Annotated in this window: 22 protein-coding genes and 1 pseudogene; 9 read left to right on the top strand and 14 right to left on the bottom strand. The window is 74.0% G+C overall.

Going from position 1 to position 25,079, the window contains the following annotated elements; all coding sequences use genetic code 11:
* Positions 1-111 precede the first annotated feature (111 nt).
* On the bottom strand, positions 112-1,584 hold the full coding sequence (locus ACIP98_RS21945; RefSeq protein WP_319665875.1) for a hypothetical protein: 1,473 nt from the start codon (positions 1,582-1,584) through the stop codon (positions 112-114).
* A 394-nt stretch (positions 1,585-1,978) separates the two neighbouring features.
* Between ACIP98_RS21945 and ACIP98_RS21940 the strand changes: the two genes are divergently transcribed.
* Together ACIP98_RS21940 and ACIP98_RS21935 are read left to right on the top strand one after the other, a co-directional pair.
* On the top strand, positions 1,979-3,076 hold the full coding sequence (locus ACIP98_RS21940) for an aminoglycoside phosphotransferase family protein (protein ID WP_319665874.1): 1,098 nt from the start codon (positions 1,979-1,981) through the stop codon (positions 3,074-3,076).
* Between the two features lie 268 nt (positions 3,077-3,344).
* The gene (locus tag ACIP98_RS21935) at positions 3,345-5,360 is read left to right on the top strand and encodes an N-acetylmuramoyl-L-alanine amidase (RefSeq protein ID WP_401977533.1); all 2,016 of its coding nucleotides are present in this window, start codon (positions 3,345-3,347) and stop codon (positions 5,358-5,360) included.
* Here the strand turns inward: ACIP98_RS21935 and ACIP98_RS21930 are convergent.
* The 3 genes from ACIP98_RS21930 to ACIP98_RS21920 form a co-directional block, all read right to left on the bottom strand.
* Positions 5,323-5,823: a hypothetical protein gene (locus ACIP98_RS21930; RefSeq protein WP_319665872.1), complete on the bottom strand. Its 501-nt coding sequence runs from the start codon at positions 5,821-5,823 to the stop codon at positions 5,323-5,325. The two genes, ACIP98_RS21935 and ACIP98_RS21930, sit on opposite strands and share 38 nt — an antisense overlap.
* Positions 5,824-5,872: 49 nt before the next feature.
* Positions 5,873-8,755 (bottom strand): AAA family ATPase, encoded by a 2,883-nt coding sequence (locus ACIP98_RS21925; RefSeq protein ID WP_319665871.1) that lies wholly within the window; start codon positions 8,753-8,755, stop codon positions 5,873-5,875.
* A 503-nt stretch (positions 8,756-9,258) separates the two neighbouring features.
* Positions 9,259-9,498: a DUF397 domain-containing protein gene (locus ACIP98_RS21920; RefSeq protein ID WP_319665870.1), complete on the bottom strand. Its 240-nt coding sequence runs from the start codon at positions 9,496-9,498 to the stop codon at positions 9,259-9,261.
* Between the two features lie 386 nt (positions 9,499-9,884).
* Between ACIP98_RS21920 and ACIP98_RS21915 the strand changes: the two genes are divergently transcribed.
* The 5 genes and pseudogenes from ACIP98_RS21915 to ACIP98_RS21895 all read left to right on the top strand — a co-directional run bounded on the left by ACIP98_RS21915 (position 9,885) and on the right by ACIP98_RS21895 (position 12,880).
* Entirely contained in the window at positions 9,885-10,406 is a 522-nt protein-coding gene (locus ACIP98_RS21915; protein ID WP_319665869.1) for an isochorismatase family protein, read from the top strand.
* Entirely contained in the window at positions 10,397-11,062 is a 666-nt protein-coding gene (locus tag ACIP98_RS21910; RefSeq protein ID WP_401977530.1) for a phosphotransferase, read from the top strand. The genes ACIP98_RS21915 and ACIP98_RS21910 overlap by 10 nt, the downstream gene beginning before the upstream one ends.
* 49 nt (positions 11,063-11,111) lie before the next feature.
* Positions 11,112-11,647: pseudogene (gene cpt, locus ACIP98_RS21905) on the top strand (chloramphenicol phosphotransferase CPT).
* Positions 11,648-11,867: 220 nt separating this feature from the next.
* Positions 11,868-12,452 (top strand): cysteine dioxygenase family protein, encoded by a 585-nt coding sequence (locus ACIP98_RS21900; protein WP_319665867.1) that lies wholly within the window; start codon positions 11,868-11,870, stop codon positions 12,450-12,452.
* Entirely contained in the window at positions 12,449-12,880 is a 432-nt protein-coding gene (locus tag ACIP98_RS21895; RefSeq protein WP_319665866.1) for a rhodanese-like domain-containing protein, read from the top strand. Before ACIP98_RS21900 ends, ACIP98_RS21895 begins: the two co-directional genes overlap by 4 nt.
* Here the strand turns inward: ACIP98_RS21895 and ACIP98_RS21890 are convergent.
* The 5 genes from ACIP98_RS21890 to ACIP98_RS21870 all read right to left on the bottom strand — a co-directional run bounded on the left by ACIP98_RS21890 (position 12,846) and on the right by ACIP98_RS21870 (position 17,918).
* Entirely contained in the window at positions 12,846-13,547 is a 702-nt protein-coding gene (locus ACIP98_RS21890; RefSeq protein WP_319665865.1) for an alpha/beta fold hydrolase, read from the bottom strand. The two genes, ACIP98_RS21895 and ACIP98_RS21890, sit on opposite strands and share 35 nt — an antisense overlap.
* A 30-nt stretch (positions 13,548-13,577) precedes the next feature.
* Positions 13,578-14,390 (bottom strand): universal stress protein, encoded by an 813-nt coding sequence (locus tag ACIP98_RS21885; RefSeq protein ID WP_319665864.1) that lies wholly within the window; start codon positions 14,388-14,390, stop codon positions 13,578-13,580.
* Positions 14,391-14,468: 78 nt separating this feature from the next.
* Positions 14,469-14,900: a hypothetical protein gene (locus ACIP98_RS21880; protein ID WP_401977527.1), complete on the bottom strand. Its 432-nt coding sequence runs from the start codon at positions 14,898-14,900 to the stop codon at positions 14,469-14,471.
* Between the two features lie 119 nt (positions 14,901-15,019).
* Positions 15,020-16,942, bottom strand: a complete 1,923-nt coding sequence (locus ACIP98_RS21875; protein ID WP_401977526.1) for a tetratricopeptide repeat protein — start codon at positions 16,940-16,942, stop codon at positions 15,020-15,022.
* Between the two features lie 109 nt (positions 16,943-17,051).
* Positions 17,052-17,918: an oxygenase MpaB family protein gene (locus ACIP98_RS21870; RefSeq protein ID WP_401977524.1), complete on the bottom strand. Its 867-nt coding sequence runs from the start codon at positions 17,916-17,918 to the stop codon at positions 17,052-17,054.
* Positions 17,919-18,169: 251 nt separating this feature from the next.
* Here ACIP98_RS21870 and ACIP98_RS21865 point away from each other — a divergent pair, with 251 nt between their 5' ends.
* A complete protein-coding gene (locus tag ACIP98_RS21865) occupies positions 18,170-19,822 on the top strand; it encodes a thiamine pyrophosphate-binding protein (RefSeq protein ID WP_319664258.1) in 1,653 nt (550 codons plus the stop codon).
* Here ACIP98_RS21865 and ACIP98_RS21860 read toward each other — a convergent pair whose 3' ends face one another.
* From ACIP98_RS21860 to ACIP98_RS21845, 4 genes are read right to left on the bottom strand one after another with little or no spacing between them, the layout of a single operon-like run.
* Positions 19,823-20,686, bottom strand: coding sequence for a biotin-dependent carboxyltransferase family protein (locus tag ACIP98_RS21860; protein WP_319664257.1), 864 nt, complete (start codon positions 20,684-20,686; stop codon positions 19,823-19,825). It abuts the gene before it with no gap.
* On the bottom strand, positions 20,683-21,315 hold the full coding sequence (locus tag ACIP98_RS21855) for an allophanate hydrolase subunit 1 (protein WP_319664256.1): 633 nt from the start codon (positions 21,313-21,315) through the stop codon (positions 20,683-20,685). The genes ACIP98_RS21860 and ACIP98_RS21855 overlap by 4 nt, the downstream gene beginning before the upstream one ends.
* Positions 21,312-22,076, bottom strand: coding sequence for a 5-oxoprolinase subunit PxpA (locus ACIP98_RS21850; RefSeq protein ID WP_319664255.1), 765 nt, complete (start codon positions 22,074-22,076; stop codon positions 21,312-21,314). Before ACIP98_RS21850 ends, ACIP98_RS21855 begins: the two co-directional genes overlap by 4 nt.
* Before the next feature lie 52 nt (positions 22,077-22,128).
* Positions 22,129-22,872 (bottom strand): putative hydro-lyase, encoded by a 744-nt coding sequence (locus tag ACIP98_RS21845; protein ID WP_401977574.1) that lies wholly within the window; start codon positions 22,870-22,872, stop codon positions 22,129-22,131.
* Between the two features lie 147 nt (positions 22,873-23,019).
* Here ACIP98_RS21845 and ACIP98_RS21840 point away from each other — a divergent pair, with 147 nt between their 5' ends.
* Positions 23,020-23,718 carry a GntR family transcriptional regulator gene (locus ACIP98_RS21840; protein WP_319664251.1) on the top strand — a complete coding sequence of 233 codons (699 nt, stop codon included), beginning with the start codon at positions 23,020-23,022 and terminating at the stop codon, positions 23,716-23,718.
* Here the strand turns inward: ACIP98_RS21840 and ACIP98_RS21835 are convergent.
* Positions 23,711-24,985, bottom strand: coding sequence for an MFS transporter (locus ACIP98_RS21835; protein ID WP_401977522.1), 1,275 nt, complete (start codon positions 24,983-24,985; stop codon positions 23,711-23,713). The genes ACIP98_RS21840 and ACIP98_RS21835 overlap by 8 nt on opposite strands.
* Positions 24,986-25,079: the final 94 nt, after the last annotated feature.

Here is a 25,079-nt window from a genome sequence, read left to right as displayed (position 1 = left end):
GAAGGTCCGAAAGAGCCTCCGGACGCTCGGGAGAGCCGGCTCGTTCGGCGTCGAGTCGGCTGGTCCCGGTGCGGGGCACCCGGTCCGACGGTGCGGGGCGGCACGGCCGGATCAGATGGCGGTGCCCCGGCGCTTCGGGGCGGGCAGTGAGTTCTCGATCTCCTCGCGAAGGTCCTGGATCTTGGTGAAGTCGGCGTAGCGCGCCGTGAGCCGGTACATCTCCCGCAGCCGGTCCCATGTGCGCACCGAGGAGTTCTGCTGGATGGACAGCAGCGCCAGTCGTGCGTAGCGGTCCGCCTGTTCCGGGTCGTCGGCGATGAACAGGGCCGAGGCGAGCGAGATGTAGTCGAAGATGTTGGAACGCTCACGGCCCTTGCCGCGCAGCTCCAGTGCCCGGCTGGCGTGCATCTGGGCCTGCCGGGCCGCGAGCGGCTCGTGCTCGGCGAGGGTGCGGAACGCCAGCGCCTGCATGCCGTGCAGGTCGGCCTCGTCGAACATCTGCATCCAGCTCGGCGGCGGGACGTCGCCCCGGTCGGAGGCGAAGAGGTTCTCCGCCTCGCCGAGGGTGCGGCGCATCGCCTGGCCCCGGCCCATCGACGCCTGTGCCCAGGCCTCGATGGTGCAGAGCATGGCGCGGGTACGGGGCAGGGTCTGCTCCCCCGAGCCCGACTGCGCCAGCTTCATCAGGTCCAGCGCGTCGTCGGGACGGCCCAGGTGCACCATCTGCCGGGCGGCCCGGGACAGTGCCTCGCCGGCTCGCGGCCGGTCGCCTCCCTCGCGGGCGGCGTGCGCCGCGATCACGAAGTACTTCTGGGCGGTGGGTTCCAGGCCCACGTCGTGCGACATCCACCCGGCCAGTACCGCCAGGTTGGCGGCCACGCCCCACAACCGGCGCGTGAGGTGCGTGGGGTGGTGGTAGGCGAGCATGCCGCCCACCTCGTTGAGCTGGCCCACGACCGCCTTGCGCTGCAGCCCGCCGCCGCGGGCCGCGTCCCAGGCGCGGAACACCTCGACCGAGCGCTCCAGCGCCTCGATCTCCTGGGAGCCGATGGGGGCCGCCTCGTACCGGTCGTAGGAGGCTGCTTCGGCGGTGAAGGGGTCACCGGTGGCCTGTGTCCCGGCGGTGCGCGCCGGATCGGTGTGGAGCCAGTCGTACATGGCGTTGCTGATGGCGGAGCCCGCGGCGAGCGCGGCGCCCGCGCCCACCAGACCGCGTCGGTTGAGCATGAGGTCCATTCCCGTGAATTCGGTGAGGACCGCGGCTGTTCGCTCCGGTGGCCAGGGCAGTCCGTCGGCGCTGACGGACTGCTTCTTCTCCGTACGCCGGTGCCGGCCGAACCCGAGATCCTCGATGGTTACGACACGGCCGAGGCGCTCGGTGAACAGCGCTGCCAGTACGGTCGGGACGGGTTCGCGCGGGGATTCCCCGGTCTCGATCCAACGGCGCACGCGCGACGTGTCGGTCGCCAGCTGCGGGTGGCCCATGGCCGCCGCCTGCCGGTTGACCAATCGTGCGAGCTCTCCTTTGGACCATCCGGTGAGTGCGAACAGGTCCGCGAGCCGTGTGTTGGCTTCCTTGTCCATTCAAGCCCCCAGGTTCCTCGGCACTCTTGACACTAATGGCCGGTCACAGCGGCCGCGAGCATTCGCCAGGGTTCGCCAGGGTTCGCCAGATGGTCTGCCACCCGCAATCAGTGGTCAAGTAAGAACGCGCCACCCGGCCCGGCACCAGTCGGCTCGCGAACGGTCGCAAACGAGCATCTTTCGAAAAACGCCGATCAGCGTTGAACACCTTGAGATGCCGCTGCGTACTTGTCCGCGAGGGGCACACGGCGCGTGGAAGGAACGGACCGCCGGCCCGGACCCGCATTCCCCAGGATGCGGGACCGGCCCCGGTTCGGATCCGGCTCCGCTCCACGCGCCGGCCCGCCACCTCGTCAAGAGCTCGTTGGCACACGAAGGGATCTGTCTCCCCCTCATGTATTCAGCATCGTCCTCCGTGTCCGCACCGCCCCGGCCGGCTCAGATCCCGGGGTTCGCCGGGACAGGGACCGCCGTACGTCCGCGACCCGTGCTTCCCGCCCCTCGACGGGGCGCCCCGGGCGGTGTCTCCCATCCGCTCAGCGGGAGGCTCGACTTGACCGGCCCACAGGGCGCGCAGCTGCGCTCGGCCATCGCCTCTGTGCAGCGCATCGCCCCTGAATTCACTCCCGTCCAGATGCTGCGCCGCAGCAGCCGCTCGGTGCTGCTCGTGGGCACCTCCGGGCGGGCGCCGGCCGTCGCCAAGTGCCTGCTCGACCACTCCCCCGGCTGGGTGGAGCGGTACCGGCACGAGATCGCCGCGTACCGGGCGTTCGTGCGGCACCGCCCGCCGGTCCGGGTGCCCCGGCTGATCGCCGCCGACCCCGAGAGCTGCACGCTGGTGCTGGAGCGCATGCCGGGGCGGGTGGCCGCCCTGCAGCGGCACCCCTCCGAGGCCCCGCCGCGCGCCGACGTGCGGATGGCGCTCGGGGCGATCTCCCGGCTCAACATGTGGCGGCCGCCGGCCGGCGTCTTCGACGCGCCCGTGGACTACGCGGCGAGGCTCTCCCGTTACCACGAGCTGGGTCTGCTCACCGACCGCGACATGGGCGACCTGCAGAAGATGCTGCACGGCCTGGCCCACGTCCAGGGGCAGTTCAACCACGGCGACGCGCTGCTGTCGAACGTGCTGCTCTCCCCGGCCGGCCCGGTGCTGGTCGACTGGGAGCACGCGGGCTGGTACCTGCCCGGCTACGACCTCGCGGTGCTGTGGATGATACTGGGCGACGACCCGATGACCCGGCGTCAGATCAGCCAGATGGCGCAGGCCGCGGGACCGATCGCGCGTGACGCCTTTCTGGTGAACCTGATGCTGGTCATCACCCGGGAGATCCGTACGTACGAGACCGCCATGCAGCGCACCATGCGCAGCACCGTCCCGGCCGGTCCGGGCGCGGCGGAGGCCGGCGAGGAGCAGCGCCTGCTGCTGCGCCGGCTGCACGACGACGCCGGGCTCGCGCGACGGGCCGTACGGGCCGCCGTCGGCACGAGGTGATCTGCGGGGCGGTTCTGGGCCGTTCCGCCCCCGCCGGGTGGCCCCGTGCCGTCGCGAGAGGGGGCACACGGCCCGTCGGCCGGGACCGAACGGGCACCAGTGGTCCACTCCACTGACGCACCGCAGGCCACGGCGCCCGTGTCAGGAAAGACGGCGACACGGGCGCTGACATGCACAAACGCACTTCCCTCGGGTAGTTGACGGATGATCGGCCTCGGGATACCTCTGTGGTTTCCGATCGGCCCCGTGCGTCACACAGGAGGCTGCAGTGCGAGGAGTCACCCCCCACCCCGCGAGACGCCGGTACCGGAAGGTCGTCACCGCGGCCACGGCGGGTGTCGCCGTGGGCGCGTTGCTGTCGGCACTCCCGCCCGCACCCGCCGCGGGCGCGACAGCGCCCGCTCGCCGGGCGCCGCTGCAACAGGCCTTCACGGACGCGTCCGCGCGCTACCGGGTACCGGAGAGCGTCCTGCTGGGCGTCTCCTACCTGGAGTCGCGCTGGGACACCCACCACGGGCTGCCCAGCGTCACCGCCGGCTACGGGCCCATGCATCTGACCGACGCCCGCACGGCACTCGCCGACTTCCCCCAGCGGGGTGACGGCGGGGAGGACCCGCGCGGCAACGAGCAACGACCGCTCGATGACGTCGGCCTGACCACCCGGACGGCGCGCGCACTGCCCGCCGCACTGACCACGCTCGACCGCGCGGCCCGGCTCACCGGCCTGCGCGCCGCCGATCTGCGCCGGCACGCCTCCGCGAACGTCCAGGGCGGTGCGGCGCTCCTCGCCCAGGCACAGAAGTCCTCCGGTGCGCCCCTGAGTTCGGACCCCGCCCAGTGGTACGGAGCGGTCGCCCGCTACTCGGGCGCCGACGACACCGCGACCGCGGCCTCCTTCGCCGACGACGTCTTCCTGGTGATCCGGGACGGCATCGCGCGCACCACCGACGACGGCCAGCAGGTGGCCCTGGCGGCGCATCCGGGGCTGACCCCGCACCGCGCCCAGGTTCACACGCTGGGACTGCACGACACCGAGCGGGACGGGACCGAGTGCCCGTGGACGGTGGCGTGCGAGTGGCTGCCCGCGCCGTACACCGAGTACGGCGACAAGAACTACGGCAATCACGACCTCGCCGACCGCCCCCACGACCAGTCGATCGACTACATCGTCGTCCACGACACCGAGGCCACCTGGGACACCTCGCTCCAACTGGTGCAGAAGCCCGACTACCTGGCCTGGCACTACACCGTCCGCTCGGCGGACGGCCACATCGACCAGCATGTGAGGACCAAGGACGTCGGGTGGCACGCCGGCAACTGGTACGTCAACGCCAAGTCGATCGGCGTCGAGCACGAGGGCTTCCTGACCGACCCGGGCACCTGGTACACCGAGGCGATGTACCGGGCGTCGGCGCGCCTCGTGCGCCATCTCGCGCAGCGGTACGGCATCCCGCTCGACCGGCAGCACATCCTCGGTCACGACAACGTCCCGGGGACCACGTCCGCCTACATCGCCGGTATGCACACCGACCCCGGCCCCTACTGGGACTGGGCGCACTGGTTCCGGCTGATGGGCGCGCCCTTCCACGCCACCTCCGGCCCGGCGGGCGGCCTGGTGACCATCGCCCCGGACTACGACGCCAACCGCCCCGCGTACACCGGCTGCACGACCGCGGGCGACACCTGCCCCGTCCGCGGCTCCGAGGCCGTGCGGCTGTACTCCGAGCCGCGCGAGGACGCTCCTCTGGTGAGGGACATCGGCCTGCATCCGGCCGGCGACTCGACGACCGAGGTCAACGACACCGGCGCCCGGGCGTCCACGGGTCAGCAGTACGCCGTCGCGGAGCGCCGCGGCGACTGGACGGCGATCTGGTACCTCGGCCAGGAGGCGTGGTTCCGCAACCCGCCCACCGAGCCGACCGCCCTGTACGGGCACGGCTGGGTGGTCACCCCGAAGGACGGGCGCACCGACGTCCCGGTGTACGGACGGGCCTTCCCGGAGGCGGCCGCGTATCCGGCCGGGGTGCCGGTGCAGCCGGACGCACCGCTGCCGTACAAGCTGCTCGCGGGGCAGCGGTACGTGGTCGGGGAGGCGACGCACGGCGAGTACTTCCGTGCGGTCACCTTCGACGCCGCGCAGCACGTGGTGGTGCGCGGCCGACAGGTCTACTACGAGATCCAGTTCGGCCACCGGGTGGCCTATGTGAAGGCCGAAGACGTGACCGTGCTGCCGTCGGAGGCCGGGTTCAGCCCTGCTGGAACATTTCCGCGGGCAGGGGCTTGAGCAACTGGTAGAGGTCGTCGGTGATCGGCCGGTCCCAGGTGGCGATGGTGACCAGCACACCGTCGCTGCGGTCGAACTGGGTGCAGGACACGCGCCCCTCGGAGAGCTTGATCCTCCGGACGATCAGCAGGTTGTCGCCGTGCATGACCGGGGTGTCCTCGGTGCCGACGACCTCGACCGGCTCCTCGTTGCCGAGTGCGGCGAGCAGCTGGGCGACCTCGAACGGGGGCTGGCCCTCTTCGAGGTCGCGGGCCGGTGAGCCCTCGGGGAGGTTGCCGATCAGCATGGCGGGGCCGCGGCCGCCGAACAGGTCGTAGCGCAGGAAGATGCCCTGGCAGCTGCCGTCCTCCCCGGGCAGCAGCCCGGCGCCCAGTTCGCCCGGCCAGTCGCCCGGGTCCATGGCCAGGACGTCGAATTCCGGCCCTGTGGGCGTTGCGGCACTGCGGCGGCGGAGGAACGACATGCGCCCATCGTACGGTCCCCGGGCGGCGTGCGTGCCCGGGGCCGCAGTCCTAGACCGACAGGGCTCGTGGCAGCCCCGCCCGGTCGGTGCCGATCTTGCGGTAGACCGCGGAGAGCAGGCGGGTGACGGTGTCGCCGTCGACGCCGAGCGCGGCCGCGACGGCGGCCTCGTCCATGCCCTGGGCGGCGTACGCGGCGGCCGCCCGTTCCTGCGCGGAGAGCGCGTCGGTCTCGGTGGCGCGCAGTCGTCGCGGTCGCAGTCCGGCGGCGGCCAGTTCGTCACGGGCGCGCTCGGCGAGGGCGTCGGCGCCGCAGTGGACGGCGGTCTCCAGCCCGCGGTAGAGCTGCTCGGCGGCTTCCTGGAGGTGGGCCTCGCGGCGCAGGGCGGCGCCGTGGTCGACCAGCGCCCTGGCCAGTTCGTAGCCGGCGGGCGAACGCTCCAGATGGCTGACGGCCTCTTGGAGCAGCTTGAGCCGTTCGGGCTCGGGGGCGACCTCGGCGGCGACCCGCAGTGCCTGGCCGATGGCAGAGGGGGTGCCGTACTGGCGAGCGCGTTCGACGGCTTCCGCGGCGGTGGCGCGGGCCCGGTCGGGAGTGTCCTGGGCCTCGGCGAGCGCGAGGTGGAGTTGCCACGGGCTCCACGCGGGGTTGCGCATGCCGCGCGGGTCGAGGCGCCGGCCGACGGTGCTCAGCTGGGTGATGGCGTCCCTGACCAGGCCGCGGGCGAGCAGCAGCTCGCCGTAGACGGTCTGGGCGTCGGGGAAGGTGACGGCCGCGGGGAAGGGCTCCCCGAACTCGTACTCCTCCGCGAGGGCGGTGGCCTCCGTCACCCGGCCCCGGGCCACCAGGATCGTGACGAGGATGGCGACGCTGTACCAGAGCACCGGGGTGCCCCGGCCGACGCGGTCCGCCAGGCGCAGGCCGTCGCGGGCGAAGTCCTCGGCCTCGGCGAGGCGGCCGCGGCGGTAGCGGACGTAGCCGAGCAGGGAGTAGCCGAAGGCGAGGTGGGCGCCGCGCCAGCCTTGGCGCTCGTAGTCGCCGATGCCGACGGCGAACAGCTCCTCCGCGCGGCCCGGCCGGTCGGCGTACATGTAGGTCATGGCGACGAGGACCGGGACCTCGAATCCGAAGTCCTCGTTGGCCCACGGCAGGCTGCCGGTCAGGGCGCGGTCGGAGTGGGCCAGGGCGGTCTCCGCGGGCTCCCCGCGCAGGGTGGCGTCCCAGGCGCGCAGGCCGATGATGTACCGCTCGGTGAGGTCGCGGCCGGTGAGCCGGTCGGCGAGGCGGGCCAGCCGGCGGGAACGGGCCGGCGAGTCCTGCTCGTCGCTGCGGAAGGCGTCCCACATGAACTGCTCTTCCTGCATGCGCAGGCGGGTACGGGCGCTGCTCGCGGTGCGGGCGGCCTGGCCCACGGTGTCGGCGGCCTCGCCCAGCCGGTCGGAGTGGGCGAGGGCCTGGGAGAGCCGGTAGATGATCGCGTCGCGCAGCCCGGCATCGGCGATGGGCTCCTCCAGCGCCGCGCGGAGGTGGTTGACGGTGGTGGCCGGCTCGCTCAGCAGCGAGGAGCAGCCGAGTTCGAAGAGGACCGCGGCCCGGTCGTCGTAGGCGGGGGGTTCGCGCAGGGCGCGGGCCAGGTAGCGGCGGGCCGCGTCCGGGGCACCGGCGCGGGTGGTGTCGCGGGCGGCCTGGCGGAGCTGCGCGACGACCCAGGGGTCGCCCTCCGGGTGGGTCTCCAGCAGGTGCCGGGCCGCGACGGAGGGCCCGAGGCCCGCGTCGACGACCGACCAGGCGGCCTGGCCGTGTAGGGCGACGCGGATCGCGTCGGGGATCGCCCGGTAGACCGCGGTGGCGATCAGCGGGTGGACGAACTCCAGGATGTCGCTGCCGGTGAGGATGCGGGCCTTGCGCAGCCGGTCCGCCGCGTCGGCGGCCTCCTCGCCGCCCAGGCCCGCCACGCTGGCGGCGATCGCCGGGGAGATGGAGGTGCCCAGGACGGCGGCGGCCCAGGCCATGCGTACGGTGGAGGCACCGAGGCGTTCCAGCCGGGCGATGAGCCCGCTGCCCTTGGCGGCGGCCGCCAGGTCGCGCAGCAGGTGGGCGCTGGACTCCTCGGGGTTCAGCCGCCGGTCGACGACCTTGGCGGTGAGTTCCACGGCCTCGAAGGGGTTGCCGGCGGTGACGGCCCAGCACTCGCGGCAGAAGGCGTCGTCCGCGTGGTCGCCGACCGTGGCGCGGACCAACTGCCCGATGGCCGCGGCGCTCAGCGGCTCCAGGCCGAGCGGGCGGCTCCCGGAGCGGTCGGGCAGGCCCCGGAACGCCTCGGCGGTGGCGGGGAGTTCGTCGGGCCGGTAGGCGACGACGACGAGCATGGGCAGCTCCTCTGCGCGGGGCGCGAAGGAGGAGAGCCAGCGCAGGGACTCGGGGTCGGCCCAGTGGGCGTCGTCGAGGACGAGCACCACGGGGGCGCGCCGGACGGCGATGTGGGTGAGGACCCAGTCGAGCCCGTCGCCGATGCCCTGGGGGTCAGGGGGCGCGCCGCCCTCGGCGCTGCACAGGCCGAGCGCGGGACCGACGATGCCGTACCAACTGCCCAGCGTGTTGCGGAGTTCCGCCTCGCCGGCGCCGGCGAGCTGGGGCTGCAGCAACTGGCGGGCGACGTGGAAGGCGACGCCCTGCTCCTGGTCGCCGCCGCGCGCGAAGAGCACGGTGCAGCCGAGCGCGGAGGCCCGGCGGCGGGTCTCGGTGAGCAGGGTCGTCTTGCCCAGTCCGGCCGGGGCGGCGACGGCGAGCAGACCGCCGCGGCGCGGACCGGCGTGCTGCTGGGCGCCGTCGGACCTGATGCCGGTGAGTTCGGCCAACGCCTCGTCGACGGCCACCAGTTCCGCTTCGCGTTCCAGCAGTGGCCGCCGGGACTTCGGCGTGCGCTGTGTCATGTGTGCACCCCCTGGCCCTGATGGCCCTGACCCGGCGCGCGCCGGAGCGCGCCGCAGACATCCGGACGCCTGTCCGGTGACGTCTCAGCGTACGCCCCCGGGGACGCTGGGTGAGTGGATAAATGTGAACTGGTGTCCCCTGTTCGCAATCGTCCGCGCCGTGATCGACTTCGTTCGGCATCGTGCGGAAGAGCGGCCGGAACATTCCGCCGGAGCGGGCGCACGGGCAGGACACTCCGTGTCGCGCTCAACAGCGCGTCGCGCGCCAGCAGTTCAGAGGGAACGCCACGTTGTGAGCGTATCGATGACATGACGACCCGTCAAGAATGATCGAGGCCCTGACGACCGGGCCGGGACGACCGGCGGGGACGACCCTGCGGGGGCCGCCCGGGCCGGCGGCCTGCCGGCCCGGGGGCGTCCGCTCTCGGGGACCCGGATGGCCCTGGGGCGGGCGACCGCGAGGCGCGCGCCGCACCCGCCCGGATGACGCGGGGGGCGGCCCGCTACGTCAGGTCGAACTCGCCGTCGCGGGCGCCGAGGACGAAGGCGCGCCACTCGGCGGGCGTGAAGACCAGGGAGGGCCCCTCGGGGTTGCGGCCGTCCCTCATCGCGATGTAGCCCTCGACGAAGGCGATCTGGACATCGCCCGTCCCCTGGCTGCTCGACTGCCACTCGGCGTTCGCCAGATCCAGCTGCGGCTTCGTTCCGCCCGCCAGCGGCGATCCGATCGTGCTCTCGGCCACGTCCGTGCTCCTCCCGACTGCGTCGTCCGGGCCAGCCTAGCGAGGGTGCCGTGGCCCGGACAGGTCATGGGAGAACCTGCCCGGCCCCGGTACGGGTTCATGCCCGCGTCACCCTCCGGGGTGGCCGGACCGGACCGGTCCTCCGCCGGGTGCGCCCCCGTCCGCGCCCCGGGCGGGCGTCGGCGCGCGCGATGTCCCGCCCGCGCAGATGGGCGTACGGTCCGTCGGCGTACCGTCGGGAGAAGCTCGACGCGGCACTCTGGGCGCGGCCGTCGTCCCGGTCCGCGAGGAGCGGCCTTGTGCCCGCCACCACGGAATACGCGCCTCCGGCCGCCGATTTCCGCTTCACCGGGGCGCGTCACGGCGCGGGTGCCTAGGGTGTGCCCATGACGCGTCTCGACCCGCAGCGCACGGCACTTGTCGTGATCGACCTGATGGACCGCATCGTGGGCCTGCCGTTGGCCCCGCACTCCGGGCAGGAGGTCGTCGCCGCGTCCTCGGCGCTCGCCGCGGCGTTCCGCAAGGCGGGGGCGCCGGTCTTCCTCGTGCGGGTCGAACGCCCCGGGGTCGACGAGCAGCCGCCCGGCAGCGACCTGGTGGAAGGCCTGGCCGAGGACGGCGACACCGTGGTCGTCAAGCGCACGGTCGGCGCGTTCCACCGCACCGGCCTGGACGAACTGCTGCGCGGGCAGGGCATCGACACCCTGGTGCTGTGCGGCGTCGCCACCAACATGGGCGTGGAGTCCACCGCGCGGGCCGCCGCCGACCACGACTACGAACTCCACTTCGCCGAGGACGCGATGGCCGCCCTGACAGCCGAGGAGCACAGCGCCGCCGTCGCGCAGGACCTCCCGCGCTTCGGGAAGGTCGCCACGGCCGCCGGGCTCGCCGCCGCGCTGTGGAACTGATCGGCCGCGGCCGGGACGCCGACGTCTTCGCCCTGGACGGCTCCCGTGTGCTGCGCCGCTACCGGGACGGTGGCCCGGTGCGCGAGGAGGCCCGCCTCATGGCGTACCTCGCCGCACGGGGCTGCCCGGTGCCGCGCGTCCACGACGTGACCGACACCGACATCGTCATGGACAGGCTCACCGGCCCCACCATGGCTCAGGACCTCGGGCGCCGCCCCTGGCTCGCCCATGCGCACGGGCGCACGCTGGGCCGCCTGCAGTCCGCGCTGCACCGCGTCCCGGCCCCCGGCTGGCTGCCGCGGCGCTTCCCCACCGGCCGCGAGGGCGCCGACCGCGTCCTTCACCTGGACCTGCACCCCGAGAACGTGGTCCTCACCCCCGGCGGACCGGTGCTCATCGACTGGCGCACCGCCGCGGCCGGCGATCCGGCCGCGGACGCCGCGCTGACCGTGGCCATACTGCGCGGGGTGGTGCTCGGCAGGATGCAGCGCGCCGGAGTCCGGGTCCTGCTGCGCGGATTCCTCAAGGACTGCGCCGTGGACCCGGCCCCGCGCCTGGCCGAGGCGGTCGCCGCCCGGTTCACCAACCCCAACCTGCTGCCGCAGGAGGCGGAACGGCTGCGCCGGTTCTCCCGCCGGGTGCCCGGCGGCAATTGAGTCGCGTGCCGTGGCGGCGGGCACCTGGCCTGACACGGTGGCTCCCCGCGTGATCGTTCTGAACGGCGGCTCCAGTTCCGGCAAGTCCGGCATCGCGCGCTGCCCCCAGGCGCTGCTGCTCCCGGACACCTGGCTCACCTTCGGCGTCGACACCCTGATCGAGGCGATGCCGGCCGCGCTGCGCGGCTCGGACTCCGGACTCGGCATCGCCTTCGGCGCGGACGGCGAGGTCGCGGTCGGAGCGGGTTCCGGGCGCTGGACGAGGCGTGGGCCCGCGGCATCGGGGAGATGGCACGTTCGGGGGCCCGGGTGATCGTGGACGAGGGGTTCCTCGGCGGTGCGGCGTCGCAGGACCGCTGGCGGCGTGCCCTGGCTGGGCTGGACGTCCTGTGGGTCGGGGTGCGTTGCGACCCCGGGGTCGCCGCGGGGCGCGAGACCGCGCGCGGCGACCGCCTGCCCGGCATGGCGGCCGCGCAGGCCCCCCTGGTGCACCGCGGAGTGATCTACGACCTCGAAGTGGACACGACACACACGGAGTCCATGGACTGCGCACGGACGATCGCCGGTCGTGTTTCGCCCGTGTGACGAGTGCGATCAGGGGCGCGACGCGGGACGCGTCCTGTGGTTTCATGGGCTCATGCGCACGAACATCTGGAACTTGGGGCCGCTGTGGCCCGGCCGCCGTGCGCATCACTTCGACCAGAGCTGTCGCCGGGGCTGACGTCCGCCTCGTCCCGACCGACCCTCGCGACGGCCCCCCGATGTGTCCGGGGCGTCGAGCGATCACTGCTCCGGAGCGATTCCCATGGCCCTGCACGACAGGGCGGGCGGTCCCACCCCGCTCGTCCTCCCCCAGTTGCGCGCCCTGGTGCGCGGCTACGCGGAAGCCGTCGCGAACGGCACCCACCAGCCCGTCCACCTGGCGGAGGGCCGCTGGTACACGCGACTGCACCAAGATCCCTACGTCGACGTCTGGCTGATCACCTGGCCCCGCGACACCTCCACCGAACTCCACGACCATGCGGGGTCGCTCGGCGCGCTCACCGTGGTCAGCGGCGCCCTGACCGAGCACCGCTGGACGTACGACCGCGAGGGCCGCGGCCGGATCACCGGACGCGAGCTCGCGGCGGGGCGCGGCGCCGGCTTCCCCCTCGGGCACGTGCACGACGTCGTCAACGCCTCCGCCGCGCCGGCGGTGAGCGTGCACGCCTACTCGCCGCCGCTGACCGCGATGGCCTACTACGCGGTCGACGACACCGGCTCGCTGCGCCGTACGCGCACGGTGCTGACCGACGCTCCGGAACCGGCGGCCGTGCCGGCTTCGCCCCCGCCACCGCCGCCGTCCCTGTCACCGTCACCGTCCGCAGTCCTCCCGGAGGTGGTCCGATGACCGGGCCCGCCGCAGCCCCCGTCCCGTCCGGCATCGACCGGATGCTCGCCCGGGCCCGGGAACGGCTGCGCAGGATCGGCCCCCACGAGGCGGCGGCCGAACTCGCCGCGGGCGAGGCGCTGCTCGTCGACATCCGGCCGGCCGCGCAGCGGGCACGGGAGGGCGAGTTCGCCGACGCGCTGGTCATCGAGCGCAATGTGCTGGAGTGGCGGCTCGACCCGCTCAGCGACGCGCGCATCCCCGAGGCGACCGGGCACGAGGTGCGCTGGATCGTCGCCTGCTCGGAGGGCTACACCTCCAGCCTCGCCGCCGCCTCCCTGCACGACATCGGGCTGCCGCGCGCCACCGACCTCGAAGGCGGCTTCCAGGCCTGGCGGGCCGCCGGGCTGCCGGTCACGGGCGGCGAGGACCAGCCAGGAACGCGCTGACCTCCTCGAGGAAGCGCTCCGGGTCGTCCTCGTGGACCAGGTGCCCGGCCCCGGTCGCCACCAGTCGTGCTCCGGGGATGCGGGCGGCGATCCGCTCGATCCCGTCCTGGGAGACGTGACTGGCCGGACCTCCGGCGATCACGAGCGTGGGGCAGGTGATCCGGCCCAGCAGGTCCCACCAACCGGGATCGGGGGCGTTGATCCACCGGTTGACGGCCGCGACGACCCTCCAGTCGAACCTCTCCCCGCCCTCCGGACCAGTGGGCACCGTCCGCGGCGGCACCGCGGGGTCCGGCGGCACGGGCTCCTCCAGGACGAGTGCGGTCAGCCGCTCCGGACGGGCGGCGGCCAGCAGGTACGCCACGACCCCGCCCATGGAGTGCCCGGCCAACGCCGCCTTCTCCAGACCGAGCGCGTCGAGGAGGCCCACGACGTCGTCGCGCATGGCCTCGAAGGCGTACTCCCCCGGCCGCTCGCTGGCACCGTGTCCCCGCAGATCGGGCGCGAGCACCCGGTGCGTCCGGGCCAGCGCGGGGACGACCGGCGCCCAGTCCGCGCCGTCCGAACCGCGCCCGTGCAGCAGGACCAGGGGCGGGGCGCCGGGATCGCCCCAGGTGCGGTAGGCCAGCCGGATGCCGTTCACGTGCGTTGTCAGAAGATCGTCCACGCGCCGGACGCTACCCCGCCGCCGCGGGGGTCACTCGTACGGGACCACGGCGACCGGGCAGGGAGCGTGGTGCAGCACGGCGTGCGCCGTCGGCCCGAGGCAGGCGGGCAGGTGGGTGTGACGGCCGATGACCAGCAGACCCGCGCCGGCCGCGGCACGCACGAGCGCTTGCGCGGCATTGCCCGCGACGACCTCCTGGGTGATCTCCACACCGGGCGCCTTCTCCCGCCAGGGGTCCAGCGCGGCCGCGACGGCGTGCTTCTCGCCGGCCCCGATCTCCGCGCCGCAGGCGGGGTCCATCGCCGCCGGGGCGTACCGGTAGGTCGGCGGATACGACCAGGTGTGAACCGCCCGCAGGGGCGTGCCACCGCGCTGCGCGGTCTCCACGGCGAAGGCGGTCACATCGGCGGCCCCCTGCCGCAGCGCCAGACCGAGCACGACCGGCCGGGGGTCCCGCACCTCGGGCGCGCAGTCACCCTCGCGGACGACCACGACCGGGCGCGTCGCCCGGGCCAGCGTGGCCTGGCCGACCGAACCCACGACGTAACCCGACAGCCCGCTCAGTCCCTGCGAACCCAGCGCCAGCAGCTCGCTCCGCCCGGCCTCCGCGACCAGCAGCTCGGCCGGCGGGGCGTCCGCCACGTCCGTGGTCACCGCCAGCCCGGGATGGCTGGACGTGAGCTCGTCCGCGGCCTCGCGCAGCATCGCGTCCCCGTACGGGTGGCCGCCCGCGTGCACCACACGCAGCGGCACGTTCCGCCGCACCGCCTCGCACGCCGCCCAGCGCATCGCCGCGCGGCTCTCCGGCGACCTGTCCAGGCCCACGGTCACGGGTCGGATCATCGGACGCGCCTCCCTCCACCGACCACCACCCCCACAGTAGGCGCCCCCGCCCCGCGGGGCGCCCCGGCGACCCCCCGATCAGGTCACCCGCAGCTCCCCCGCCCGGCTCTCGCACCGCACCCGTCCGGTGGCGAACGCGATCTCGGCCGCGACGCGCCCCGTGTGCCCGTCGTACTCCTCGCCGACCGCCGTCACGAGCTGCCCGAGATGGGGCCCGAACGGCGTCCCGTCCGCGAGCGGCCCGACCTCGACCCGGCCGTGCGCTCCCATGTCCCAGCCCGTGTGCGGCTGCCCCCCGGCCACGATCAGGCACCAGTCGGAGCCGGTGGCGAGGTGCGCGAACGCCCCGGTGGCGTCGATCAGCCACACGTCCAGGGGACCGCTCGGAGCCGCGGCCTCGGATCGGTGCCAGAAGGTGACCACGCGCTCCAGCCGCCTCCCGACGAGGGCCTCGGCGGGCAGCCCGGGTCCGTGCAGCGGGCAGGCCCGTTCCCCGGCGGAATCGTTCATGCGGGCGACCGCACCGGGCTGTTCACGCGGGGCGTCCACGGTCTGATTCCGGCACCGGGCTCCCCGGGCGACGGCCGCGGCCGCGGACCTGCCTGCGGAACCGGCATCCTGACGGTACGTCAGCCGGGCTGACCGGCCGCCGCGGCGGCCGCCGCACCCGCCGGGCGCCCGAGGCGCTCCCGGCACTGGGCCTCGTCGGCGCGGCTGGCCTGCGTATCGGGATGGTCCGCGCCCAGGACGCGTTCGCGCGCCGTCGCCACCTCGCCGTGCAGGGTCAGGGCCTCGTCCCACTGCCCGAGCCAGCCCAGCGCGACGGCGGCCTCGCGGCGGCTGACGAGGGTGTCCCGGTGGTCGGCGCCCAGCGTGCGTCCGCGGACCTCCGCGACCGCGCGGGCCTCGGCCAGTGCGTCCGGCCAGCGCCCGAGGCGACCCAGGGTGACGCCGAGGCCGTGCCGGGCGCGGAGCGTCTCGGGGTGATCGGGACCACTGACCCGGGCGCGGACCTCGGCCAGGTCGGCGTAGAGCGCGCACGCCTCGGCGTACATGCCCATGCGGCCGAGGCAGGCGCCCAGTTCGTGTCGTGCGGCCAGGGTCTGCGGATGCTCGGGGCCGAGCGCGCGGGCCCGCGTGGCGGCGATCCGGTCGTACTCCAGGCGGGCCTCGGACCAGCGGCCCAGCAGGTCGAGCAGGCGCGCCGTCTCCCCGCAGGTGGTGAGCGTGTCGGGGTGGTCCGGGCCGAGGACCCGGGCGCGGGAGGCGGCCACCTCGGCCGCGAGCGTGTGGGCGTCGGCGATGCGGCCCAGGCGCCCCAGTGTCACGGCGAGGTTGTGCCGGCAGTGCAGCGTGTCGGGGTGGTCGGCGCCCTGCCGGCGTTCGCGGGCGGCCAGCACGGTGGCGTACGCCGCGTGCGCCTCGGTGTGGCGGCCCAGCCGGCCGAGGGTGTACGCCGCCTCCTGGAGCGCGGCCAGCGTGTCGGGGTGGTCCGGGCCGAGGCGGCCGGCGCGCGCGGCGGCGACGTCCTCGTACGTGCGCAGCGCGTCGGCGGCGCCGGCCGCCGGCAGGGCCTCAGCCGCCCGCAGGCCGCGGGGGCCCGGCCGCAACCGGGCCCGCCGGGCCCATGACGGCAGGTCCCCCGGGGCCGCCGGGGCGGCGTCGGGGTCGGGGACGGCGACGGCGGCGACCCGCAGCGGCGCCAGCCGCCCGGCGACGTCGGCCGCGCTCTGCGGGCGGTGCGCGGGATCCTTGGCGAGCAGGTCGAGGATGAGGCGGTCCAGCCCGGCCGGGATGTCGCCGCGGCGCTCACGCGGCGGTACGGGCGGGGTGTCGCGGTGGCCGACGAGGACGGCCCAGGCGTCGTCGAAGTCGAACGGCGGTGCTCCGGTGGCCAGTTCGTAGAGCACGCAGCCGAGCGAGTACAGGTCGCTGCGGTGGTCGATCGCCTCGTCGGCGCCGATCTGCTCCGGCGACATGTAGTGCGGGGTGCCCATGGCGATGCCGGTCCCGGTCAGCCGGGAGGTGAAGCCGATGTCGTGGCCGAGCCGGGCGATGCCGAAGTCGCAGATCTTGACGGCGCCGTCGGCGAGCCGCACGACGTTGGCGGGCTTCAGGTCGCGGTGCACGATGCCCCGCGCGTGCGTGTAGGCGAGGGCGTCGGTGATCTGCGCGGCGATGTCGGTGACGTCCGCCACGGGCAGCGGCTCGCCGCCGTTGTCCTCCAGCAGCCGCCGCAGGTCCCGCCCCTCCAGCAGTTCCATGACGAGGAAGAGCACGCCCTCGTACTCGCCGAAGTCGTGCACGACGGTGATCCCCCGGTGCGGCAGCGCCGCCGCGACCCGGGCCTCGCGCCGGAACCGCTCCTGCAGGACCCGGCCCATCGACGGGTCCATCGCCGGGCTGAGCTGCTTCAGGCACTTGACGGCGACCTCCCGCCCCAGCGCCTCGTCCTCGGCCCGCCAGACCTCGCCCATGCCGCCCCGGCCGATGCGTTCCAGCAGCCGATACCGTCCCTGCAGCAGGGTGTCGCCCTCGTGTACCGCCTTCATGCCGCGCGCCGCCCCCGTCGTTCCCCGGTTCTCCCCTCCCCCAGTATGGCCGCGCGGGCGGCCGAAGGGCATATCCCCGAGGGGCACGTCGCCCGTGCGCGGAGCAGGGTCAGATCCCGGCGCGTGCCCGTTCGCGCAGCCGGTACGCCGACGGGTGCGTCCCCGGGCCCAGCCGGCCCACCGCCTTCAGGATGTGGCCGGGCGGCAACTGCCAGCGCAGGTACGACGGGACCGCCCGCAGCACGCGCCCCGTGGCGCGCAGCCGCCGCAGCGTCACGGGCACCGACGGCGCGGGCCGTCCGTACAGTTCGTGGGCGAAGGGCGGCAGCGCGGCGTACGCCAGGGCGGCGGCCTGCGCCCACACGGCCTCGCGCACCGGCAGCAGCGCCGTCGGCACGGGCGGCCTGCGCAGGAAGGCGTGGACCTCCAGGGCCTCGGGGGTGAGCGCCAGTTCGGGGCGGATCTTTTCGAAGTACGCCGACAGCTCGGCGGTGTCCGCCGGCACGCCCGCCGGGTCCAGGCCCACCAGGCGCGCCGCCTCGCGCTGTTCGTCGACGTAGGCGTCGGCCTGCGCGTCGGTCAGCCGGTAGCCGGAGCCGCGGGCCACGGACAGATAGGAGTCGATCTCCGCGCAGTGCACCCACAGCAGGAGTTCCGGGTCGTCGACTCCGAACTGCGCGCCGCTGTCCGGGTCCTGCGCGCTGAGCCTGCGGTGGATGCCGCGCACCCGCGCGCCGGCCCGCTCGGCCTCCAGGGTCGTCCCGTAGGTGATGGTGCCGACGAAGTCCGCCGTCCGCAGCAGCCGGCCCCAGGCGTCGGTGCGGAAGTCGGAGTTCTGCGTGACGCCCCGCACGGCCCGGGGGTGCAGAGCCTGCAGATACAGTGCCCTGACTCCGGCGACCCACATCATGGGGTCCCCGTGGATCTGCCAGGTCACCGAGGCGGGCCCGAAGAGCCCGGGGTCCGTGTCGCGCATGGCGCTCTCCCCCTTCCGGATGGGCCCAGCATAGGCGCGCGGTCCGATCGTCGCGCTCCCGCACCGGGCGGCGTGGACGCGCGCACGGGGCCGCCGCCGCGGGCGGGCGCCGCCGTCTCGGTTGCGGGTCCCGCCGGAGCCGGGAGAATAAGGCGAGGTTTGTCCTTTACGTCACGCGGGCGTGACTCTCCGTGCCGTTCCGCCGTGCCGTCACTGTCCTGGGGCGGCGCCAGAAGGAAAGAGACCTCACCATGTCCACCACCGTGATCCAGCACGTCCTGAACCGGCTGCGCGACATCGGCGTGCGTCACGTCTTCGGTGTCCCCGGCGACTACGCGTTCCCTGTCAACGACGCCATCGCCCAGCACCCGGAGATCCAGTGGATCGGCAGCTGCAACGAGCTCAACGCCGCCTATGCGGCGGACGGTTACGCCCGCGTGCACGGCGTCGGTGCGGTGTGCAGCACCTATGGCCCCGGTGAGCTCAGCGCGATCAACGGGATCGCCGGCGCCTACACCGAGCACCTCCCGTTGTTCCACCTGGTCGGGATGCCCAAAATGCCCGTCCAGGCGCACCACTCGATGGTCCACCACACCCTGGGCAACGGCGAGTTCGACCTCTTCCAGAAGATGTCCGACTCCGTGGTATGTGCGAGCGCCGTCATGACGCCGCAGAACGCGGCGGCCGAGACCGAGCGCCTGATCGCTGCGGCGCTCTACCACCGCCGCCCGGTCTACATGGCGTTCCCCGCCGACCTCGCGGAGATGCCCGTGGTCGGCACCGCCCAGCCGATTCCGGCACCCGCCAGTGACCCCGCGCAGGTGGACGCCGCCGTCAACGCCATCGCCGACATGCTCGACCGGGCCGGCAGCGCCTGCGTCCTGCCCGGCATCCTCACCACCCGCTCCGGTCTCGGCGAGGATCTCCAGCAGTTCCTCGACGCCACCGGACTGCCCTTCGCCACCATGATGGCCGACAAGGGCGTCCTGGACGAGGACCAGCCCTCGTACGCCGGCATGTACGACGGAAAGCTGATGAACGAGAGCGTCCGCCGCTTCGTCGAGGACGCGGACGTCGTCGTCCTGGTCGGCGCGCTGATGCACGACTTCAACAGCGGCGCGTTCACAGCCAACCTCGACCCCGGCCGCACCATCGACATCCGCCACCACCACGTCAGTGTCGACGGCATGACCTACCAGAGCGTGGAGATGAAGGACCTCCTCGGGGCCCTCGCCCGGAAGCTCTCCCGCAAGCAGTGGTCGCACCCGTCGGCCGAGGTGACCCGCATGTCCCCGGCGGGCGGCAAGGGCGGCGACTCGATCACCGCGGAGAGCCTCTACCCCCGGTGGGAGAGCTTCCTGAGGCCCGACGACATCCTCGTCGCGGAGACCGGAACCGTCTCCATGGGCATGGCCTTCGCCCGGCTGCCCCAGGGCGCCACCTTCCAGAACCAGACCCTGTGGGGCTCGATCGGCTGGGCCACCCCCGCGGCGGTCGGCGCGGCCGTCGCCGCCGCGGGCGACCGGCGCGTCGTGCTGATCACCGGCGAGGGCTCCCACCAGCTCACCGCGCAGGAGATCAGCCAGTTCGGACGCTACGGCCTGCGCCCGGTGGTGTTCGTCCTGAACAACCACGGCTACCTGATCGAGCGCCTTCTCTGCAAGAACCCGGACGTGGCCTACAACGACCTCGCCGGCTGGCGGTACTCGGAGCTGCCGAAGGCCCTGGGCTGCGACGACTGGTTCACCGCCCGGGTCTCCACCCTCGCCGAGCTCGACGGGGCCATGGACGCGGCGGGCAAGGCCGGTACCGGCTGCTACATCGAGGTCATGACCGACACCTACGCCGCACCGCCCCTGGCCACCCAGCTCCACGACAACATCGGGACGCTCTACTCCGCGTGATCAGCGTACGAGGGTGAACCGCACGGGCAGACCGGGCACGGCCTGGGCCGCGGCGGCCAGGTGGCGTTCGGAAACGACCCCGATCACGGGGTAGCCGCCGGTGGTCGGGGAGTCGGCGAGGAACAGCACGGGCCTGCCGTCCGGCGGTACCTGGACCGCGCCGACGACCATGCCCTCGCTGGGCAGTTCGCGCCGCACCGCCCGCTCCAGCGCGGGGCCCCTCATCCGCAGCGCGATGCGGTTGCTGCGCGGCGAGACGGCGTAGTGGCCCGCGGTGAGGGTGCGCAGGGCGCCGGGTGTGAACCAGTCGTCGCGCGGGCCGGGGAGGACCGGCAGCACCAGTTCGCCCGGCGGGCCCTGCCAGGGCGGCAGGTCGGTGTGGACGGGCGGCCCGGCGGGCTCGCCGAGCGGCAGCACGTCGCCGTCCTGGAGCGGCGCGGGGCCGAGCCCCGACAGCAGGTCGGTCGAGCGGCTGCCCAGCACCTCCGGGACGGCGACGCCCCCGGCGACGGCGAGGTAGCTGCGCACGCCGCTCGCGGCGGGGCCGATGTCGAGGACCGCGCCGGCCGGGACGTGCACGGGCTCGGCCCATGCCGCAGGGCGGCCGTCCAGCCGGACGGCCGCGGGGGCGCCGGTGACCACGGCGGTGAGGGCGCGGCCGGCCCGGACGGCGACCCCGGTGAGCGTGGTCTCCAGGGTGGCCGCCCCGGCGGGGTTGCCCGCCAGGCGGTTGGCCAGCTCGTGCGCGGGCCGGTCCAGGGCCCCGGAGCGGGCCACGCCGAGCGCGGCGTGCCCGTACCGCCCGAGGTCCTGCACGGTGGTGAGGGCTCCGGCACGGACGACCTCGAGGGTGCCGTGGCTCACGCGTCAGCCTCCGCGTCGCGGACGGGGGTGAAGCGCACCCGTGTGCCCGGTACGAGCAGCGCCGCGGGCTCCCGGTCGAGGTCCCACAGCCGGGCGTCCGTCGTGCCGATCACCTGCCAGCCGCCGGGCGACGCCCGAGGGTAGATGCCGGTGTAGTGGCCGGCGAGCGCGACGGAACCGGCGGGGACGGCGGTGCGCGGCTCGGCCCGCCGGGGGACGACGTGGCGCTCGTCCATGCCGGTCATGTACGCGAAGCCGGGCGCGAACCCGCAGAAGGCGACGCGGTGTTCGGTGGCGGAGTGCAGGCGCACGACCTCGTCCCGGGACACCTCCCAGGCCTCGGCGACCACGCCGAGGTCCTCGCCGTCGTAACGGACGGGGATGTCCACCAGGGGTCCGCTGTCCGCCCGCAGGGGCGGCACCGGCAGGTCGCGCAACGCGGCGCGCACGGAGGGGAGATCGGGCACGCCGGCCAGCAGAACGGTACGGTCCCCCGGCACGATCTCGCGGACCGGCGGGAGGGCGCCCTCGTCGCGGCGGCGCAGGAGTTCGGCGTGCCAGGCCTGGGCCTGCTCGGCGGAGTCGAGGTCGAGCAGGAGCGCGTCCTCGCCGACCGGGAGGAACCTCATGCGAAGGCCTCCAGCCCGAGGCCCGCCTCACCGAGGGCGTCCCGGACCCGGCGGGCGAGGCCGACGGCCCCCGGGGTGTCCCCGTGCAGGCACAGGGACCGGGCGCGGACCGTGACGGTCTCCCCGGTGATCGCCGTGACCTGGCCGTCCCGGGCCAGGGCGACGGCCTGCCGGACGACGTGCGCGGGGTCGGTGACGACCGCACCGGGCGTACGGCGCGGTACGAGGGTGCCCTCCGCGGTGTAGGCGCGGTCCGCGAAGGCCTCCGCGACCGTGGGCAGCCCGAGTTCCGCCGCCGCCTGATGAAGGGCGGAGCCCGGCAGGCACAGCACGGGAAGCGCGTGACCGGCGAGCCGGGTGCCCCGGGCGACCGCGAGGGCCTGTCCGGCGTCGGCGACCACGCGGTTGTAGAGGGCGCCGTGCGGTTTGACGTACGCGACGCCCGTGCCCGCGGCGCGCGCGAACACCTCCAGCGCGCCGATCTGGTAGCTGACCTCGTCGGCCAGCTCCTCCGGCGGCACCTCCATCGCCCGGCGCCCGAACCCGGCCAGGTCCCGGTAGGAGACCTGGGCGCCGATCCGGACGCCGGCGGCAGCGGCGCGGTCGCACACGCGGCGCATGATGGACGGGTCGCCCGCGTGGAATCCGCAGGCGACGTTGGCGCTGGTCACCACGGAGAGCATGGCCTCGTCGTCGGTCAGGGACCAGCGTCCGAAGCCCTCGCCGAGGTCCGCGTTGAGGTCGATCACGGTGGGTGTCATGGGTGGTGCTGCTCTCCTCGCTTCTCCTCGCAACCGTACGGGCGCCGCCGCCTCAGGCGGCCTGCTGGTCGATGTCCGGTATGTCGGTGATGAACATGTACCCCGGCGCGTGGGTGATCGCGAACGGCGGGCGCGAGGCCATCAGCGCGGCCTGCGGCGTGACGCCGCAGGCCCAGAAGACGGGCACGTCACCGGGTTCGGCGCGCACGGGGTCGCCGTAGTCGGGGCGGTTCAGGTCGGCGATGCCCAGGGCGGCCGGGCTGCCGATGTGGACGGGGCCGCCGTGGACGCCGGGCATCCGGGCGCTGACCCGGACCGCGGTGCCGACGAGTCGCGCCGGGACCGGCCGCATGGACACCACGACGGGGCCCCACAGCCGGCCGGCGGGGCGGCAGTAGCGGTTGGTGCGGTACATCGCGACGTTGCGCCCCTGGTCGACATGGCGCAGCGGCACGCCGGCCCCGCGCAACGCGGTCTCGAAGGTGAAGCTGCAGCCGATGAGGAAGGAGACCAGGTCGTCGCGCCAGTGGGTGACGACATCGCGCGGCTCCTCGACCGGCACGCCGTTCTCCCAGACGCGGTAGCGCGGGAGGTCGGTGCGCAGATCCGCGCCGGGGGCGAGCGCGGTGTTCGGGGAGCCGGGCTCGGTGACGTCGAGCAGCGGGCAGGGCTTGGGGTTGCGCCGGCAGAACAGGGCCACGTCCTGGGCCCAATCGGCGGGCACGGCGATCAGGTTGACCTGCGTGTAGGCGGAGCACCAGCCGGTGGTGGGCCGGGCGGTGCCGTCCCGGAACATCGTCCGGGCCGCCCGCGGGGTCAGAAGGGATTCCTTCACAGTTGCCACCCTAGATTCTCGTTGAACAATCCGACAAGGAACCTGTTGTCTCGTTCCCGGGTTTTCGATTGACTGGGGCCCTGCGAGCCGCGAGACGAGGGATGTGACATGGCAGCCGAGCTCGATCCGGCCGTCCTGGCCGGCGACCGCGCCCTGCTGGGGCGTTCCAGCACCGCCGACCGGGTCGCGGACATCCTGCGCGCCCGGATCTCCGAGGGCTTCCTGTCCCCCGGTACCAAGCTCTCCGAGGACGCCATCGGTACGGCCCTCGGCGTCTCGCGCAACACGCTGCGCGAGGCGTTCCGGCTGCTGACGCACGAGAAGCTGCTCGTCCACGAGCTCAACCGGGGTGTCTTCGTACGGGTCCTGACCGTGCAGGACGTGGTGGACATCTATCGGGTGCGCCGCCTGGTCGAGTGCTCGGTGGTCCGCCATCTCGGCGCCCCGCCGTACGACCTGACGCACGCGGAGTCCGCCGTCGAGGAGGGCGAACGCGCCGCGGGGGGCGACGACTGGCGGGGCCTCGGCACCGCCAACATCCACTTCCACCATGCGGTGGTCGACCTGGCGCACAGCCGCCGGCTGACCGAGCTGATGACCGGTGTTCTCGCCGAACTCCGCCTGGTCTTCCACGCGATGGACAATCCGCGCGAGTTCCACGAGCCCTACCTCGGCCGCAACCGCGAGCTGCTCACCGCCCTGCGGGCCGCCGATCTGGTCAAGGCCGAGCTGCTGCTCGCGTCGTACCTGGACGACGCGGAGCGGCAGCTCGTCCGGCGCTACTCGCAGACCGTCGCCCTCACGTGAGCTCCGCGCCGCGGGTCTCCGGCAGCCCGAGCAGGGCGACCAGCGCGACGGCGTAGCCGATGACGCCGTAGATCAGCGCACCCCCGACCCCCGCACTGCCGGCGGTGAAGCCGACCGCGGTCGGGAAGAAGGCGCCCACGGCCCGGCCCACGTTGTACGTGAAGCTCTGCCCCGTGCCTCGCACCGCGCCGGGGTAGAGCTCGGCCAGGAAGGCACCGAAGCCGGAGAAGACGGCCGAGGCGCAGAATCCCAGGGGGAAACCGAGCCAGAGCAGGGCGGTGTTGGCGCCCTGCGGGATGTTGATGTACGCCAGCAGCAGGCCGGCGCTCAGCACGGCGAACAGCGCGAAGGTCTTCTTGCGGCCGAGCCGGTCGGTGACGTACCCGGCGGTCAGATAGCCGAGGAAGGCCCCGGTGATGAGCAGGAAGAGGTAGCCGCCGGTGCCGACCACGGTCAGCCCGCGCTCGGTCTTGAGATAGGTGGGCAGCCAGGTGGCGATGGTGTAGTAGCCGCCCTGCACCCCGGTGGCGAGCACGGTCGCGAAGAACGTCCGCCGGCCCGGCTCGCCGCGGAACACCGCACCGAGCGGGGCCCGTTCCGCGGTGTGCTCCAGACGCGCGGCGGCCTGCGGGGAGTCCTGGACCCGGCGGCGCACGTAGACCAGGAGCAGGGCGGGGAGCGCGCCGGTGAAGAACATGACGCGCCAGCCGAGGGAGGGGCCGAGGGTGTCGGCGACGACGGTGGAGACGATGACCGCCAGCCCCCAGCCGACCGCCCACGCGCTCTGGACGAAGGCCAGCACCCGCCCCCGGTAGCGGGCCCGGGCGTACTCGGCGACCAGCACGGCGCCGGCCGCCCACTCGCCGCCGAAGCCGAGACCCTGCAGGGCCCGGAAGGTCAGCAGCATGGGGTAGTTGAGGGCGAAGCCGCAGACCACGGTGAACAGCGCGTACGTGACCACGGTGATCATGAGGGTGCGCACCCGGCCGATCCGGTCGATCAGCACGCCGGCCGCGATCCCGCCGAGCGCGGACACCACGAGCGTCACGGTGGTCAGCAGACCGGTCTGGGCCCGGCTGAGACCGAAGTACGCGGCGATGGCCACCATGCTCAGCGGCAGCACCTGGAAGTCGTAGGCGTCCAGGGCGTAGCCGCCGAACGCTCCTTTGAAGGCTCGTCGGCCCTGCGGGCCGAAGGACCGGTACCACGCGAAGCGGCCGGTCACGTCGTCGTTCACGGTCGGGGGACTGAGCGGGGCTGCTGTCATGGCGACCTCACAGTGGCAGGCGGAGCTGCGGACTGGACGTGCCGACCAATGTAAGGATTGTTCAACGATCCCTCAAGAGGGCGTGATGCACTTT

The organism is Streptomyces sp. NPDC088354 (assembly GCF_044753585.1).
Classification (GTDB): Bacteria; Actinomycetota; Actinomycetes; order Streptomycetales; family Streptomycetaceae; genus Actinacidiphila.
Note: the sequence above shows the minus strand (reverse complement) of the source record. Positions and strands in the feature narration are given on the sequence as shown.

Bases quoted from the DNA above. Each gene is read 5' to 3' on its own strand.
- ACIP98_RS21945 (WP_319665875.1), bottom strand. From the start codon at position 1,584: ATGGACAAGGAAGCCAACACACGGCTCGCGGACCTGTTCGCACTCACC.
- ACIP98_RS21940 (WP_319665874.1), top strand. From the start codon at position 1,979: ATGTATTCAGCATCGTCCTCCGTGTCCGCACCGCCCCGGCCGGCTCAG.
- ACIP98_RS21930 (WP_319665872.1), bottom strand. From the start codon at position 5,823: ATGTCGTTCCTCCGCCGCCGCAGTGCCGCAACGCCCACAGGGCCGGAA.
- ACIP98_RS21925 (WP_319665871.1), bottom strand. From the start codon at position 8,755: ATGACACAGCGCACGCCGAAGTCCCGGCGGCCACTGCTGGAACGCGAA.
- ACIP98_RS21915 (WP_319665869.1), top strand. From the start codon at position 9,885: ATGACGCGTCTCGACCCGCAGCGCACGGCACTTGTCGTGATCGACCTG.
- ACIP98_RS21900 (WP_319665867.1), top strand. From the start codon at position 11,868: ATGGCCCTGCACGACAGGGCGGGCGGTCCCACCCCGCTCGTCCTCCCC.
- ACIP98_RS21895 (WP_319665866.1), top strand. From the start codon at position 12,449: ATGACCGGGCCCGCCGCAGCCCCCGTCCCGTCCGGCATCGACCGGATG.
- ACIP98_RS21885 (WP_319665864.1), bottom strand. From the start codon at position 14,390: ATGATCCGACCCGTGACCGTGGGCCTGGACAGGTCGCCGGAGAGCCGC.
- ACIP98_RS21880 (WP_401977527.1), bottom strand. From the start codon at position 14,900: ATGAACGATTCCGCCGGGGAACGGGCCTGCCCGCTGCACGGACCCGGG.
- ACIP98_RS21875 (WP_401977526.1), bottom strand. From the start codon at position 16,942: ATGAAGGCGGTACACGAGGGCGACACCCTGCTGCAGGGACGGTATCGG.
- ACIP98_RS21870 (WP_401977524.1), bottom strand. From the start codon at position 17,918: ATGCGCGACACGGACCCCGGGCTCTTCGGGCCCGCCTCGGTGACCTGG.
- ACIP98_RS21865 (WP_319664258.1), top strand. From the start codon at position 18,170: ATGTCCACCACCGTGATCCAGCACGTCCTGAACCGGCTGCGCGACATC.
- ACIP98_RS21855 (WP_319664256.1), bottom strand. From the start codon at position 21,315: ATGAGGTTCCTCCCGGTCGGCGAGGACGCGCTCCTGCTCGACCTCGAC.
- ACIP98_RS21850 (WP_319664255.1), bottom strand. From the start codon at position 22,076: ATGACACCCACCGTGATCGACCTCAACGCGGACCTCGGCGAGGGCTTC.
- ACIP98_RS21845 (WP_401977574.1), bottom strand. From the start codon at position 22,872: ATGTTCCGGGACGGCACCGCCCGGCCCACCACCGGCTGGTGCTCCGCC.
- ACIP98_RS21840 (WP_319664251.1), top strand. From the start codon at position 23,020: ATGGCAGCCGAGCTCGATCCGGCCGTCCTGGCCGGCGACCGCGCCCTG.
- ACIP98_RS21835 (WP_401977522.1), bottom strand. From the start codon at position 24,985: ATGACAGCAGCCCCGCTCAGTCCCCCGACCGTGAACGACGACGTGACC.